We start from the raw sequence: 14355 nt of genomic DNA, 5'->3' as shown, positions 1-14355 counted from the left end.
GAGAAACGACATGCCTCCTTCGATGCTGACGCCCGCGCGCGCAGCCGGCTCCGGACCGACCGCACGCGCGGCCCGGGCCGGTGCGGTTCGCACCGGCGCGCCGCGCTGGCTCGTGCCGGCCAAGGTGCTGGTTTTCGCGGCCGGCCTCTACCCGCTTGTGCGTCTCGTGCTGTTCGGGCTGACCGACCGGCTCGGCGCGAACCCGATCGAATTCATCACGCGTTCGACCGGCCTGTGGACGCTCGTGATGTTGTGCATCACGCTTGCCGTTACGCCGCTCCGGCGCATGACCGGCTCCGCGACGCTGCTGCGCTTTCGCCGGATGACCGGGCTGTTCGCGTTCTTTTACGCGACGCTGCACTTCACGACCTACCTGTGGTTCGACAAGTGGTTCGACGTCGTCGCGATCCTGAAGGACGTCGGCAAGCGCCCGTTCATCACGGTCGGCTTTGTCGCGTTCGTGCTGCTGATCCCGCTCGCCGCGACGTCGCCGCGCGCGATGGTGCGCCGGCTCGGCCGCCACTGGGCGACGCTGCACCGCGCGATCTACGCGATCGCGCTGTTCGGCGTGCTGCACTTCTGGTGGATGAGGGCCGGCAAGCACAATCTCGCGCAGCCGAAGCTTTACGCGGCGATCGTCGCCGCGCTGCTCGGCTGGCGGCTGGTCGCATGGGGATGGCGGCGCGTGCGCGCGTAACGGCCCGGCCTGAAAAAAACAAAAGGCGATGACCGGGAAGTCATCGCCTTGTTTCGCGAGCCGCGCGGGCGGCGTCGCGTCGTTACTGCGCGACGGCCGGGCCCGACGCCGGTGCGGGCATATTCGCTGCGCCGCTCGACAGCTCGGGCGACAGCGTGAGTGGTGTGCCGGACGAATCGGGCACACTGTCGGATGACGCGTTTTCATCGGTCGGCTTCACGTCCGACGGCGGTGTGTCCTGCTGCTGGATCGGCTTGGGCAGCGGGGGCACGGTGGGCAGATAGAGTGCGCCGCTTTGACCGCAGCCGGCAAGAATCGCCAAAGCCGCTACAATCGCGCTCATCCGGAAAACGACTCGCATGATCGTCCCTGAACAATTGAACCGATAGAGTTTAGCATGTCCGATACCGAATACCTGACCCGTGCCGAGGCCGTGCTGACGGCCGTCGAGCGTACCGTCGATGCCGCGAACGACGGCGACCACGACATCGATCTGGAGCGCAACGGCAGTGTCCTGACGCTGACGTTCGAGAACGGCTCGAAGATCATCGTCAACCTGCAGCCGCCGATGAAGGAAGTGTGGATCGCCGCGAAGGCGGGCGGATTCCACTACCGTTTCATTGACGGCGAATGGCGCGATACGCGCACGGGCACCGAGTTCTACGCTGCGCTCACCGAATACGCGACGCAGCAGGCCGGCCTGCCGATCACGTTCAGCGCGTGACGGCCGGGGCGACGGGCCCCGAACGTCGGACCAAAAGAAAAAGCGCCCCGCGGGGCGCTTTTTTCATGTCCGGGGGCCGCGTGTCAGTGGCCGCGGAACAGGTTCATGATGTCCTGCTTTTCCTGCTCGTCGACGTGCGGCACCGGCTCGTCGACGTTCTGCGCGGCCGGTGCCTGCGGCACGCCGACCGTCGACACGAAGCCGTGCCCCGGCGTGAACCCGGTGAAGTACAGCTCGCTGCCGAGCGACTCGACACCGTCCGGCACCGTCGGCTTGAACTCCGGCACGCCCTTCAGCGCCGCACCCATGTAGTCGATCCAGACCGGCAGCGACAGGCCGCCGCCGGTTTCGCGATCGCCGAGGCTGCGCGGATTGTCGTAGCCGATCCACGCGATCGCGGCGAGCGAGTGCTGGTAGCCGGCGAACCACGCGTCGTGCGAATCGTTCGTCGTGCCGGTCTTGCCTGCGAGGTCGGTGCGCTTCAGGATGTTGGTCCGCGCGCCCGTGCCGCGCTGCGCGACGCTCTGCAGCAGGCTGTTCATCACGTATGCGTTGCGCGCGTCGATCGCGCGCGGCGCGTTCTGCTCGGCGACGAGCGGCTGCGCGCGCGCGACGATCGCGCCGTTCGGATCGGTGACTTCGGCGATCAGGTACGGATTGACGCGGTAGCCGCCGTTCGCGAAGACCGAGTACGCGCCGGCCATCTGCAGCGGCGTGACCTGGCCCGCGCCGAGCGCCATCGGCAGGTAGGCCGGATGGCGGTCGGCGTCGAAGCCGAAGCGCGTGATGTACTGCTGCGCGTACTTCGTGCCGATATGGTTCAGGATCCGGATCGACACGAGGTTGCGCGAGCGCTGCAGCGCGGTGCGCATCGACATCGGGCCTTCGAAGCCGCCGCCGTAGTTCTTCGGCTCCCACGGCTGGCCGCCCGTTTCGGCGGCGCTGAAGTACAGCGGACCGTCGTTGATCACGGTTGCCGGCCCGAGGCCCTTGTCGAGCGACGCCGAGTAGATGAACGGCTTGAACGACGAACCCGGCTGCCGCCACGCCTGCGTGACGTGGTTGAACTTGTTCTTGTTGTAGTCGAAGCCGCCGACGAGCGAGCGGATCGCGCCGTCCTGCGGGATGATCGACAGGAACGCGCCTTCGACCTGCGGCAACTGCGTGATCGACCATGTGCCGGAGTCGTTCTTCACGACGCGGACGATCGCACCGGGGCGGATGCGGCGGTTCGGCTGTGCATTGGCCGACAGTGCGCCCGACGCGAACCGCAGGTTGTCGCCTTCGACCGTCGCAGTGCTGCCGTCGATGAATGCAATCGTGATCTGGCGCGGGTTTGCGGCCGTGACGACCGCGGCAATCAGTTCGCCGTTGTCGGGGTGCTCGAGCAGCGCGTCGTCGATCGCCTGTTCGCGGTCGTCCGCACCGGCCGGCAGCTCGATGAAGCCTTCCGGCCCGCGATACCCGTGCCGGCGCTCGTAATCCATGATGCCCTTGCGCAGCGCGGTGTACGCGACCTGCTGGTCCGCGGAATCGATCGTCGTGACGACGTTGAAGCCGCGCGTGTAGGTTTCCTCGCGGTACTGCGCGTACATCATCTGTCTGACCATTTCCGCGACGTACTCGGCGTGCACGCTGAAATCGCGGCCCGGGCCCTTGACGACGAGCGGCTGCGCGACGGCCTCGTCGTACTGCGCGCGCGTGATGAAGTTCAGCTCGAGCATCCGCTGCAGGATGTATTCCTGGCGCACCTTCGCGCGCTTCGGATTCACGACCGGGTTATACGCGGACGGCGCCTTCGGCAGCCCCGCGAGCATCGCCGCTTCCGCGAGCGTGATGTCCTTCAGGTCCTTGCCGAAATAGACCCGCGCGGCGCTCGCGAAGCCGTATGCTCGCTGGCCGAGATAGATCTGATTCATGTAGACCTCGAGAATCTGATCCTTCGTCAGCGCGCGCTCGATCCGGTACGCGAGCAGCATCTCGTAGATCTTGCGCGTGTAGGTCTTCTCGCTCGACAGGAAGAAGTTGCGCGCGACCTGCATCGTGATCGTGCTCGCGCCCTGCGACGCATGGCCGTTCGTCAGCGCGACGAAGCCGGCGCGGACGATGCCGGTGAGGTCGACGCCGCCGTGATCGTAGAAGCGTGCGTCCTCGATCGCGAGGATCGCCTTCTTCAGCGAGTCGGGCACGTCCTTGAAATGGACGACGTCGCGGCGCTCCTCGCCGAATTCGCCGATCAGCACGTGATCGGACGTATAGATGCGCAGCGGCACCTTCGGGCGATAGTCGGTCAGCGCGTCGAGCGACGGCATGTTCGGCCAGGCGACGACGAGCGCGTAGCCGAGCACGAGGCCGCCGGCCACGACGAGGGCCACGCACATCGCGGCAAAGCCGAGCAGGACTTTTTGCCACCAGGGCCGCTTTTTCGGCTCCGGGGCGGGAGGCGGGGACGTAGGAGTCGTGGATTGCATAGGCATACCGGAAAACAGTCTCGCGATTATAGCTGCCCGGTAAGACCGGTCCTGACGCGGGGGCTGCCCGCCGGAAAGCCGCGGGTTGCCATGTCGTCAGCATAGCCCGCGCGCGGCCGCTCCGAGCCGATGCTGGCCGTTCGGCCGACTGTCGGCCGAACGCGCCGCTTTGCAGAATCAGGTCTCGGAAATGCGGCGTGGGCCGCGACGATCGCGGGAGGCCAGGATGGCGGGACGATGGGTGGCGCGGTTTGCGCAGGGCAGGCACGGGTCGACGGGAATCGACGTCGGTGCGGACGAGGTGAGGGTGGTCGTGCTGAGCCGGCGCGGCCGCGTTGCCGATGTGCGCGTCGAGGGGCTCGAGCGGGAGCCGGTCGGGCTGGCGGGCGGGCCGGAAGACGCGCGCTGGGCGGCGGTCGCGCGCTCGCTGGCGGCAGCCGTGTCGCGGCTGTCTGCGGCGGGTGTGCGGTGCGAGGCGTGTGGCGTGATGGCGCTGTGCGATGACGAGATACGCACCGCGACGCTCGACCTGGCCGGGCGCGACGACGTCGAGGACGCCGCGCGGCAGGCGGCCGAGCGTATTTCGGGGCTGGCGCCGGACAGCCTCGCGTTCGACTGGCGGCAGGACGGCGGCGCGCAGTCTGGCGAGATCGCGGTTGCGGTGGCCCCGCTGGCACTGCTCGAACGGCGGATCGACGTGGCCGCCCAGGCCGGTGTCGACCTGACGGCCGTCGACGGCGAGTCGGCGGCCGCACTGCGCGCGTTGCGTTATGCCGCGCAGTTCGAGCTCGACGCGCACGGTCCCTATGCTGCGCTCTGGTTCAGCGAGTCGGGCGTATGTGCGTGGCGGGTCGACGGTGCGTTGGCCGCGCAGGTGCTTGCGCTGTCAGGCGCGGTGCCGGACGCGTTCTCCGACGCACTGCGCCAGCGCGCGCTCGGAGCCGTGCGTTGCGTACTCGTGGCCGGGGGCGAGCGGTGCATCGCCCGCTTCGGGACATCCGTCGCCGAGATTGGCGACGTGCTCGGCGCGATTGCGGTGCCGTTCGACTGCACCGGCTGGGATGGGCAGCCGTGCCCGCCCGTCGGCAGGCCGGGCGGCCCGGCATTCGCCGTTGCGTTCGGGCTGGCGTTGCGCGGGGTGTGGGAATGATGGCCGGCCGCATGCCGGCAAGCGTGTCCGGGCCGGCTCCGGTCGATCGTGCGGGGCTCGGCGGCTTCAACCTGCTGCCGTACCGCGAGCGGCTGGCGCAGGCGTTGCGACGTCGCCGGGCCGCGCAGTGCGGGACGGCAATCGTGCTCGGCGTGCTCGGCGCCGGCCTGTGGACGGGCGCTGCCATGGGGTTGCGCTGGCGCGCGGACGCCGAGCGTGCCAGCGTGGAGACGCGGTTGCGGCAGTTGCAGCCGCGGGTGAACGCCGCGACGCGCGCCGCCAGTGCAGCCGCCGTCATCGCGCAGCGGGGTGCGCGGGCAACCGAGCTTGCCGCGCCTTACCGGCGCGTCGCAGCGCTGCTGGCGACACTGGCGCGGGTGCGCGACGACATGGTCCGGCTCGACGCGCTGCGGACGACGCCGTCCGGCGCCGTGCTCGATGCACACGCCACGAGTTACCGGGCGGCCGCGCGGTGGCTCGCCGGGATGGCGCGCGAGCAGCGCGACTGGCGATTCGATATCGACGCGTTGAAGCCTGCTTCGGATGCACCGGTCGCCTCGACGGGGATGCCGTTCCGGTTCTCGGTCCAACTGCGCTGGCACGATGCGATGCCGTCACGGCAAGCGTCGGGAGGTGGCGCATGACGGCAATCGTGCATCGGCCTGCGCCGCGCGGCGAAGCGTGGCTGGGCGGCATGCGGCGCGTGTCGCCCGAAGCTGCCCATGCCACCGGCTGCGTGCTGGCGTTCGCGATCGTGCTGGCGGGCGGCATTCATCTGGCGAATGCCGCCGACTGGAGCGGGCTCGCGCACAGTCGCACGTTGCTGGCAGCGGCGCAGGTGCGAGAGGCCGACGCACAGCGCGTGCTTGCGGCCGCCGGGCAACGGCGCGACGCACGTCCGGCGCCTGCGCGCGACGACCGCTTGTCGCCTGTGCCGGAATGGGCCGCGCTGATGCTGGAACTGGCCGATCTCGCCGCGTCGAGCGGGCTGCGTGGCGTATCGATCGAACCGCAGCACGCTGACGGTGCGGCGCCGAACGGCCGACGCACGGTGCGCATAGTCGCGGATGGCGGCTTTCGCGCGTTGTTGCACATGGTCGGCGGACTGGCGGGCTTCCCGGTACTGGCGGTGCCGTCGGCGCTGCGTGTCGAGCGAGGGTTGCAGGTGGCGCGGGTGGAAATGTCCGTCGACGTGTTTCCGGCGTTGCCGGCGGCAACGGGTGTTGATGGCACGGTAGCTGTTCCTGCCGCTCAGCTCATCGACGATCCGTTCGGCGCGGCTGGTCCGTCCACAGCGGACGGTCAGGCGGCGCGCCTGGCCGGTACGATTCGCGACGCGCGCGCCGGTCTCGCGCTATTCGACGACGGCGATGGCACGTTCACCACCGTGGCGCCTGGCGAAGCGCTCGGCGCCGCACGCGTGGTGCGTGTCGAGCCCGCCGCCGTGACGCTCGCGACGGTGGACGGGGCGCACCGGCTGGCCCTCGACGACGGAGGCCGGCCATGACCAAGTACGGGCGTTGGGCACTCGCCGTCGTCTGTGCCGGACTGGCGGGCACCGGGGCAAGCGCGTCATTGCCACCGCTGCCGGCCGTGTGGCCAGCAGCGGTGATGGATGCACCGGTGCCGCACCTGCCGCTGCCCGGAGGCTTGGTCGATGGTGTGGATGAGGCCGTCTCGGCGGAGGTCGGCCCGCAGCCGTTCGATCCGGCGGCTCACGCGGCGCGTCAGGCGGAAACCGCCGCTTCGGCTCCCCGGTTGGAGGGGCCGCCGATCCCGTTGGCGCCGCCAGCCCGGATGAGCGACGACGCGTCACGGCAACCGGGCGATGCCGACGACGCACGGCGGATCTCGCTGAATCTGCAGGGCGTCGGTCTCGCGGCCGCGTTCGATGCGTTCGCGCGGTTCACGGGGCTCAATATCGTCGTCGGCGAGCAGGTGCGCGGCACCGTCACGTTACGTCTGAATAATGTCCGCTGGCGCGATGCATTCGACACGCTGCTCGATACGCACGGGCTCGCGATGTCGCGGCGCGGCAACGTGATCCGGGTCACGCCGGCGGCCGAACTGGCCGCGCGCGAACGCGAGCGCTTCGAAATGCACGCGCGGGCCGCCGATCTGGAGCCGCTCGCGAGCCGTACGTTCGCGTTGCACTACCCGCGCGCGCAGGATGTGCAACGGCTGCTGGCCGGCGCGACCGGCCAGCGCCTGCTGTCGAAGCGCGGCGCCGCGGCGGCCGATCCGCGCACGAACCTGCTGTTCGTCACCGATCTTGAACCGCGTATCGCGCAGATCGCGGGCCTGATCGACGCGATCGACCGGCCGTCGCGGCAGGTCCGGATCGAGGCGCGCATCGTCGAGGGCGAGCAGGGTTTCTCGCGCAATCTCGGCGCACGCGTCGCGCTGCGTGCGCAGGGGCGGCCGCCGTCGGGCGACGGCACCGCGTTCACGACGGACACGCGCAACGCGCTCGACCTGGCTGCGCGGCCGCTAGGCGGCTTCGACGCGGCGACCGCCGGCTTCACGCTGTTCGCCGCGCCGCTCAGCCGCGTCCTCGATGTCGAACTGAGCGCGCTCGAGGCGCAAGGACGGGGCCAGATCGTTTCGCGTCCGCGCGTGGTGACCGCCGATCGCGTCAAGGCCATCGTCGAGCAGGGTTCGGAGCTGCCGTACCAGGCCAAGGTCGGCAACGGCATGAGCGGCGTGCAGTTCCGCCGCGCGACGCTGAAGCTCGAGGTCGAGCCGCAGATCACGCCCGACGGGCGCGTGGTGCTCGACCTGGACGTGACGAAGGACAGCGTCGGCGAGCCGACGGCGGCCGGCCCGGCGATTCATACGAAGCACGTGCAGACGCGCGTCGAGGTCGAGGACGGCGGGACGGTCGCGATCGGCGGGATCTATGAGCAACTGAACCGGAACGATGTGACGCGCGTGCCGCTCTTGGGCAAAATACCGTTTCTGGGCGCGCTTTTCCGGCACCGCGCGCAGCGCGACCAGCGCAACGAACTGGTCGTCTTCATCACGCCGACCGTCGTCGATGCGCGCTGCGATGCGCGCGGCGCGGGCGACGTCGATGCCGATAAAACGGGGCCGGAAGCCGCCGGCGCAGGCTCGACAAGGCAGCCGCTTTGCCAGTAAGCTGCGCCACACACCAGCAAGATTGAAGCAGAGGAAGCCGTTGCAAGCGCGGGACCCACATGCAAACGTATTTTTCGTCGGCCTTATGGGAGCGGGTAAGACCACCGTGGGCCGTGCGGTCGCGCGTCGTCTCGACAGGACGTTCTTCGACTCCGACCACGAAATCGAGGCCCGCACGGGCGCGCGCATTCCGGTGATCTTCGAGCTGGAGGGCGAGGCCGGGTTTCGCGATCGCGAAACGCAGGTGATCACCGAGCTCACGCAGCGCGAGAACATCGTGCTCGCGACGGGCGGCGGCGCGGTGCTGCGTCCGGAAAATCGCGATTGCCTGAAAAGCAATGGCATCGTCGTCTATCTGCGTGCCAATCCGCACGATCTGTGGCTGCGCACGCGCAAGGACAAGAACCGCCCGCTGCTGCAGACCGAAGATCCGAAGGGGCGTCTCGAAGCGCTGTACGAAGTGCGCGACCCGCTGTACCGCGAATGCGCGGATTTCGTCATCGAGACCGGCCGTCCGTCGGTCAACGGTCTCGTCAACATGGTGCTGATGCAACTCGAACTGGCGGGCGTCATCGCCAAGCCGCTACAAGCATGATTACTGTCAACGTCGATCTGGGCGACCGCGCCTATCCGATTCACATTGGCGCCGGCCTGATCGGCCGCGCCGAGCTGTTCGCGCCTCACATCAAGGGTTCGTCCGTCACGATCGTCACGAACACGACGGTCGATCCGCTCTACGGCGACGCGCTGCGCGCGGCGCTCGCGCCGCTCGGCAAACGCGTGTCGACGGTCGTGCTGCCGGACGGCGAGGCATACAAGAACTGGGAAACGCTGAACCTGATCTTCGACGGCCTGCTGACCGAGCGCGCGGATCGCAAGACGACGCTCGTTGCGCTCGGCGGCGGTGTGGTCGGCGACATGACGGGCTTTGCCGCCGCATGCTACATGCGCGGCGTGCCATTCATCCAGGTGCCGACGACGCTGCTGTCGCAGGTCGATTCGTCGGTCGGCGGCAAGACGGGCATCAACCACCCGCTCGGCAAGAACATGATCGGCGCGTTCTACCAGCCGCAAGCCGTGATCGCGGACATCGGCGCGCTGACGACGCTGCCCGACCGCGAACTGGCGGCCGGCGTTGCCGAGATCATCAAGACCGGCGCGATCGCCGATGCGAAATTCTTCGACTGGATCGAGGCGAACGTCGATGCGCTGAACCGTCGCGAGCCGGCTGCGCTCGCGCACGCCGTGAAGCGTTCGTGCGAGATCAAGGCGAGCGTGGTCGCGGCTGACGAACGCGAAGGCGGCCTGCGCGCGATCCTGAACTTCGGCCACACGTTCGGCCATGCGATCGAAGCCGGGCTCGGCTACGGCGAGTGGCTGCACGGCGAGGCGGTCGGCTGCGGGATGGTGATGGCCGGCGACCTGTCGGTGCGGCTCGGCCTGCTCGACGAAGCGTCGCGGCAGCGCCTCGACGCGGTGATCGCGGCCGCGCACCTGCCGACCCGCGGGCCCGCGCTCGGCGACGCGCGCTACATGGACCTGATGCGCGTCGACAAGAAGGCCGAGGCCGGCGCGATCAAGTTCATCCTGCTGAAGCGATTCGGCGATACGCTGATCACGCAGGCGCCGGACGAAGCCGTGTTCGCTACACTGGCGCAGACGGCCCGGTAACGGCGGCCCGGATGCCCCGGCGCCCCTGACATGGAGGAGACGTGAGCGAGACATCCAGCAGCACACTGCCCGAAGCCGGCCGCGCATCCGCTGCGCCGGTTGCCGAACCGCCGACGCTGGCGGCGCTGGAAGCCCATCTCGCTCCGTATGCCGCACACGCGTCGCAGTCGCGCGGCCGCCACCATCCGGAAACGCCGCCGGCGGCGCGCACCGAGTTCCAGCGCGACCGCGATCGTATCGTCCATTCGACCGCGTTTCGCCGGCTCGAATACAAGACGCAGGTCTTCGTCAATCACGAAGGCGACCTGTTCCGCACGCGCCTCACGCACAGCCTCGAAGTCGCGCAGATCGCGCGCTCGGTCGCGCGCAACCTGCGCCTGAACGAGGATCTCGTCGAAGCGATCTCGCTCGCGCACGATCTCGGCCATACGCCGTTCGGCCATGCCGGCCAGGACGCGCTGAATGCGTGCATGCGCGACCACGGCGGCTTCGAGCACAACCTGCAGAGCCTTGCCGTTGTCGACGATCTCGAGGAGCACTACGGCGCGTTCAACGGGCTGAACCTGTGCTTCGAGACGCGCGAAGGCATTCTGAAGCACTGCTCGCGCGAGAATGCGCGCAAGCTCGGCGCGCTCGGCGAGCGCTTCCTGCAGGGCCACCAGCCGTCGCTCGAAGCGCAGATCGCGAACATCGCGGACGAAATTGCCTACAACAACCACGACGTCGACGACGGCCTGCGTTCCGGCCTGATCACGATCGAGCAACTCGCGGAAGTCGAGCTGTGGCAGCGCCACTACGAGGCGGCGCTCGCTGAATTCCCACACCTCGAAGGCCGCCGTCTCGTGCACGAGACGGTGCGCCGCATCATCAACACGCTGATCGTCGACCTGATCGACGAGACGACGCGTAATCTCGCGCGCGCTGCACCCGCGTCGCTCGACGACGTGCGTGCCGCGCCGCCGCTCGTGTCGCACAGCGCGACGGTCGCCGCGCAGGCGGCCGCCCTCAAGCGTTTCCTCTTCAAGAACCTGTATCGCCACTACAAGGTGATGCGCATGGCGAGCAAGGCGCAGCGCGTCGTCACGGGGCTGTTCGACGCGTTCATCGACGATCCGCGGCTGCTGCCGCCGCCGTACCAGTCGGACGATGCAGCGCAGCAGCCGCGTCTCGTCGCGCACTACATCGCCGGAATGACCGACCGCTTCGCGCTGAAGGAATATCAGCGCCTGTTCGTCGTCAGCGACAACTGACTGTCACAAACGATCACTAGACTTCGCCGGTTCAATGGCGATGGGAATGTTGCACACGCTGTTGGTAACGTTTTCATAGGAGAGAGGTCGATGAAGAAGAAGCCTGCGGGGACCATGGTTCGTTCGATCGCGCTCGGCGGCGCGCTGATGTTCGGTGTACAGCACGTGGCGTTCGCCGCGACGGAGATCCAGTTCTGGCATGCGATGGAGGCCGCGCTCGGCGAGCGGGTCAACGCGATTGCCGAGCAGTTCAACGCGTCGCAGAGCGACTACAAGATCGTGCCGGTCTTCAAGGGCACCTACGACCAGGCGCTCGCGGCCGGTATCGCCGCCTATCGCAGCGGCAACGCGCCGGCGATCCTGCAGGTCTATGAAGTCGGCACGGCCACGATGATGCAGGCGAAGAAGGCCGTCGTGCCCGTCTACGACGTGTTCAAGCAGGCCGGCGTGCCGCTCGACGAAAAGGCGTTCGTGCCGACCATCTCGAGCTACTACAGCGATGCGAAGACGGGCCATCTCGTGTCGATGCCGTTCAACAGCTCGACGCCGGTGCTGTACTACAACAAGGACGCGTTCAAGAAGGCCGGGCTCGACCCGAACCAGCCGCCGAAGACGTGGGCCGACGTGAAGGCCGATGCCGAGAAGCTGCGCAAGTCGGGGATGGCGTGCGGCTTCACGACCGGCTGGCAGGGCTGGATCCAGCTCGAGAACTACAGCGCATGGCACGGGCTGCCGTTCGCGAGTCGCAACAACGGTTTCGACGGCACCGATGCCGCGCTCGAATTCAACAAGCCGCAGCAGATCGCGCACGTCTCGTTCCTGCAGCAGATGGCGAAGGACGGCACGTTCACGTACGCGGGCCGCAAGGATGAAGCGTCGGCGAAGTTCTACAGCGGCGACTGCGGGATCATGACGACGTCGTCGGGCGCGCTCGCGAACGTGCAGAAATTCGCGAAGTTCAGCTACGGCACGGGCATGATGCCGTACGACGCGAGCGTGAAGGGCGCGCCGCAGAACGCGATCATCGGCGGCGCGAGCCTGTGGGTGCTGGCCGGCAAGGATCCGGCGACCTACAAGGGCGTCGCGAAATTCCTCGCGTACCTCGCGTCGCCGGCCGTCGCCGCGAAGTGGCACCAGGACACGGGCTACCTGCCGGTGACGACCGCCGCGTACGACCTCACGCGCGAACAGGGCTTCTACGCGAAGAACCCGAGCGCCGAAACCGCGATCAAGCAGATGCTGAACAAGCCGCCGCTGCCTTACACGAAGGGGCTGCGTCTGGGCAACATGCCGCAGATCCGCACGATCGTCGACGAGGAGTTCGAACAGGTCTGGGCGCAGAAGAAGTCGCCGAAGGACGCACTCGATTCGGCGGCCTCGCGCGGCGACGAGCTGCTGCGCCGCTTCGAGAAGTCGGGCGGCTGAGCACGCATCGCTTCGTGCCGCCGGCCGCGCCGCGCATGCGCGCGTGCGGTCCGGCGGCGCGGTTTCCTTTCCGTTTCGCCTGACCGGATATCCGCGATGCAATCCCGTTCCCGCTTCGGTACGAGCCTGGTGCCGTACCTGCTGATCGCGCCGCAGCTCGCGATCACCTCCGTGTTCTTCCTGTGGCCGGCCGGCGTCGCGCTGTGGCAGTCGACGCAGATGCAGGACGCGTTCGGCACGTCGAGCGAATTCGTCGGTTTCGCGAACTTCACGCGCCTGTTCGCCGATCCGCTGTATCTCGATTCGTTTCGCACGACACTCGTGTTCAGCTCGCTCGTCACGGTGAGCGGGCTCGTCGTGTCGCTGCTGCTCGCCGCGTGCGCCGACCGCGTGATCCGCGGCGCGCGCGCGTACCGCACGCTGCTGATCTGGCCGTACGCCGTCGCACCGACGATCGCGGCCGTGCTGTGGGCGTTCCTGTTCAACCCGAGCATCGGCCTGATCACCTATGCGCTCGCGAAGGGTGGCATCGTCTGGAACCACGCGCTGAACGGCGGGCAGGCGATGTTTCTCGTCGTGCTCGCATCGGTGTGGAAGCAGGTGAGCTACAACTTCCTGTTCTTCTATGCGGGCCTGCAGGCGATCCCGCGCTCGCTGATCGAGGCGGCGGCGATCGACGGCGCGGGGCCGGTGCGGCGTTTCGTCAACATCGTGCTGCCGCTGCTGTCGCCGACGAGTTTCTTCCTGCTGGTCGTGAACCTCGTCTACGCGTTCTTCGACACGTTCCCGGTGATCGACGCGGCCACCGGGGGCGGCCCGGCGCAGAGCACGAAGACGCTGATCTACAAGATCTTCGCGGAGGGCTTCCAGGGGCTCGACATCGGCAGCTCGGGCGCGCAGTCGGTCGTGCTGATGATCATCGTCGTCGGGCTCACGGTGATCCAGTTCCGCTTCGTCGAACGCAGGGTGCAATACGCATGATCGAAAATCGCAAGGGCTTCGACCTGTTCTGCCACGCGGTGCTGATCGCGGGCGTCGTGCTGATCGTGTTTCCCGTCTACGTCGCGTTCTGTGCGGCGACGATGAACGCGCAGGAAGTGTTCGCGGTGCCGCTGTCGCTCGTGCCGAGCACGCACCTGTTCGAGAACATCGCGTACATCTGGGGGCACGGCAGCGGCGGCACGACGGCGCCGTTCGGCCGCTTGCTCGTGAACAGCTTCGCGATGGCACTCGGCATCGCGGTCGGCAAGATCGCGATGTCGATCCTGTCCGCGTACGCGATCGTCTACTTCCGCTTCCCGTTCCGCAACACGGCGTTCTGGCTGATCTTCGTCACGCTGATGCTGCCGGTCGAAGTGCGGATCTTCCCGACCGTGCAGGTCGTGTCGACGCTGCACCTGACGAACACGTATGCGGGGCTGACGCTGCCGCTGATCGCGTCGGCGACCGCGACGTTCCTGTTCCGCCAGTTCTTCATGACGCTGCCCGACGAGCTGATGGACGCCGCGCGCATCGACGGCGCGGGGCCGCTGCGCTTCTTCTGGGACGTCGTGCTGCCGCTGTCGAAGACGAGCATCGCGGCGCTGTTCGTGATCACGTTCATCTACGGCTGGAACCAGTATCTGTGGCCGATCCTGATCACGACGGAGGCGTCGCTGTCGACGGCGGTGGTGGGCATCAAGACGATGATCGCGAGCGGCGACGCCGCGACCGAATGGCAATACGTGATGGCGGCGACGCTGCTGGCGATGATCCCGCCGCTCGTCGTCGTGCTGGCGATGCAGCGCTGGTTCGTGCGCGGCCTCGTCGATTCCGAGAAATAAATAACG

14 protein-coding genes are annotated in these 14355 nt (G+C 68.0%); 12 read left to right on the top strand and 2 right to left on the bottom strand.

Annotation, left to right across the window (positions count from 1 at the left end; genetic code table 11):
- Positions 1–10 precede the first annotated feature (10 nt).
- Positions 11–697, top strand: coding sequence for a protein-methionine-sulfoxide reductase heme-binding subunit MsrQ (gene msrQ, locus JYG32_RS12905; RefSeq protein ID WP_213263760.1), 687 nt, complete (start codon positions 11–13; stop codon positions 695–697).
- A gap of 82 nt (positions 698–779) precedes the next feature.
- Here msrQ and lptM read toward each other — a convergent pair whose 3' ends face one another.
- Positions 780–1058: an LPS translocon maturation chaperone LptM gene (lptM, locus tag JYG32_RS12900; RefSeq protein ID WP_174380554.1), complete on the bottom strand. Its 279-nt coding sequence runs from the start codon at positions 1056–1058 to the stop codon at positions 780–782.
- A gap of 36 nt (positions 1059–1094) precedes the next feature.
- On the opposite strand from lptM, the gene cyaY reads away from it, so the two are divergent.
- On the top strand, positions 1095–1421 hold the full coding sequence (gene cyaY, locus JYG32_RS12895; protein ID WP_174380556.1) for an iron donor protein CyaY: 327 nt from the start codon (positions 1095–1097) through the stop codon (positions 1419–1421).
- An 83-nt stretch (positions 1422–1504) separates the two neighbouring features.
- Here the strand turns inward: cyaY and JYG32_RS12890 are convergent, their stop codons facing one another.
- Positions 1505–3892, bottom strand: a complete 2388-nt coding sequence (locus JYG32_RS12890) for a penicillin-binding protein 1A (protein ID WP_433960826.1) — start codon at positions 3890–3892, stop codon at positions 1505–1507.
- 226 nt (positions 3893–4118) lie between these two features.
- On the opposite strand from JYG32_RS12890, the gene JYG32_RS12885 reads away from it, so the two are divergent.
- The 10 genes from JYG32_RS12885 to ugpE all read left to right on the top strand — a co-directional run bounded on the left by JYG32_RS12885 (position 4119) and on the right by ugpE (position 14349).
- Positions 4119–5042, top strand: a complete 924-nt coding sequence (locus JYG32_RS12885; protein ID WP_213263759.1) for a competence protein ComA — start codon at positions 4119–4121, stop codon at positions 5040–5042.
- Positions 5042–5686, top strand: a complete 645-nt coding sequence (locus tag JYG32_RS12880; RefSeq protein WP_249744631.1) for a fimbrial protein — start codon at positions 5042–5044, stop codon at positions 5684–5686. Before JYG32_RS12885 ends, JYG32_RS12880 begins: the two co-directional genes overlap by 1 nt.
- A complete protein-coding gene (locus JYG32_RS12875) occupies positions 5683–6549 on the top strand; it encodes a pilus assembly protein (protein ID WP_213263758.1) in 867 nt (288 codons plus the stop codon). Before JYG32_RS12880 ends, JYG32_RS12875 begins: the two co-directional genes overlap by 4 nt.
- Positions 6546–8180 carry a type IV pilus secretin PilQ gene (gene pilQ / locus JYG32_RS12870; RefSeq protein ID WP_213263757.1) on the top strand — a complete coding sequence of 545 codons (1635 nt, stop codon included), beginning with the start codon at positions 6546–6548 and terminating at the stop codon, positions 8178–8180. The genes JYG32_RS12875 and pilQ overlap by 4 nt, the downstream gene beginning before the upstream one ends.
- Positions 8181–8220: 40 nt before the next feature.
- Positions 8221–8775 (top strand): shikimate kinase AroK, encoded by a 555-nt coding sequence (aroK, locus tag JYG32_RS12865; protein WP_174380585.1) that lies wholly within the window; start codon positions 8221–8223, stop codon positions 8773–8775.
- Positions 8772–9851, top strand: coding sequence for a 3-dehydroquinate synthase (gene aroB, locus JYG32_RS12860; RefSeq protein WP_213263756.1), 1080 nt, complete (start codon positions 8772–8774; stop codon positions 9849–9851). The genes aroK and aroB overlap by 4 nt, the downstream gene beginning before the upstream one ends.
- A 41-nt stretch (positions 9852–9892) precedes the next feature.
- Positions 9893–11101: a deoxyguanosinetriphosphate triphosphohydrolase gene (locus JYG32_RS12855; RefSeq protein WP_213263755.1), complete on the top strand. Its 1209-nt coding sequence runs from the start codon at positions 9893–9895 to the stop codon at positions 11099–11101.
- Positions 11102–11191: 90 nt separating this feature from the next.
- On the top strand, positions 11192–12526 hold the full coding sequence (gene ugpB / locus JYG32_RS12850; protein ID WP_174380566.1) for a sn-glycerol-3-phosphate ABC transporter substrate-binding protein UgpB: 1335 nt from the start codon (positions 11192–11194) through the stop codon (positions 12524–12526).
- A gap of 96 nt (positions 12527–12622) precedes the next feature.
- The gene (gene ugpA, locus JYG32_RS12845) at positions 12623–13507 is read left to right on the top strand and encodes a sn-glycerol-3-phosphate ABC transporter permease UgpA (RefSeq protein WP_213263754.1); all 885 of its coding nucleotides are present in this window, start codon (positions 12623–12625) and stop codon (positions 13505–13507) included.
- Entirely contained in the window at positions 13504–14349 is an 846-nt protein-coding gene (gene ugpE, locus JYG32_RS12840; RefSeq protein WP_213263753.1) for a sn-glycerol-3-phosphate ABC transporter permease UgpE, read from the top strand. Before ugpA ends, ugpE begins: the two co-directional genes overlap by 4 nt.
- Positions 14350–14355 lie beyond the last annotated feature (6 nt).

The organism is Burkholderia pyrrocinia, from assembly GCF_018417535.1.
Taxonomy (GTDB): Bacteria; Pseudomonadota; Gammaproteobacteria; order Burkholderiales; family Burkholderiaceae; genus Burkholderia; species Burkholderia pyrrocinia_E.
Note: the sequence above shows the minus strand (reverse complement) of the source record. Positions and strands in the feature narration are given on the sequence as shown.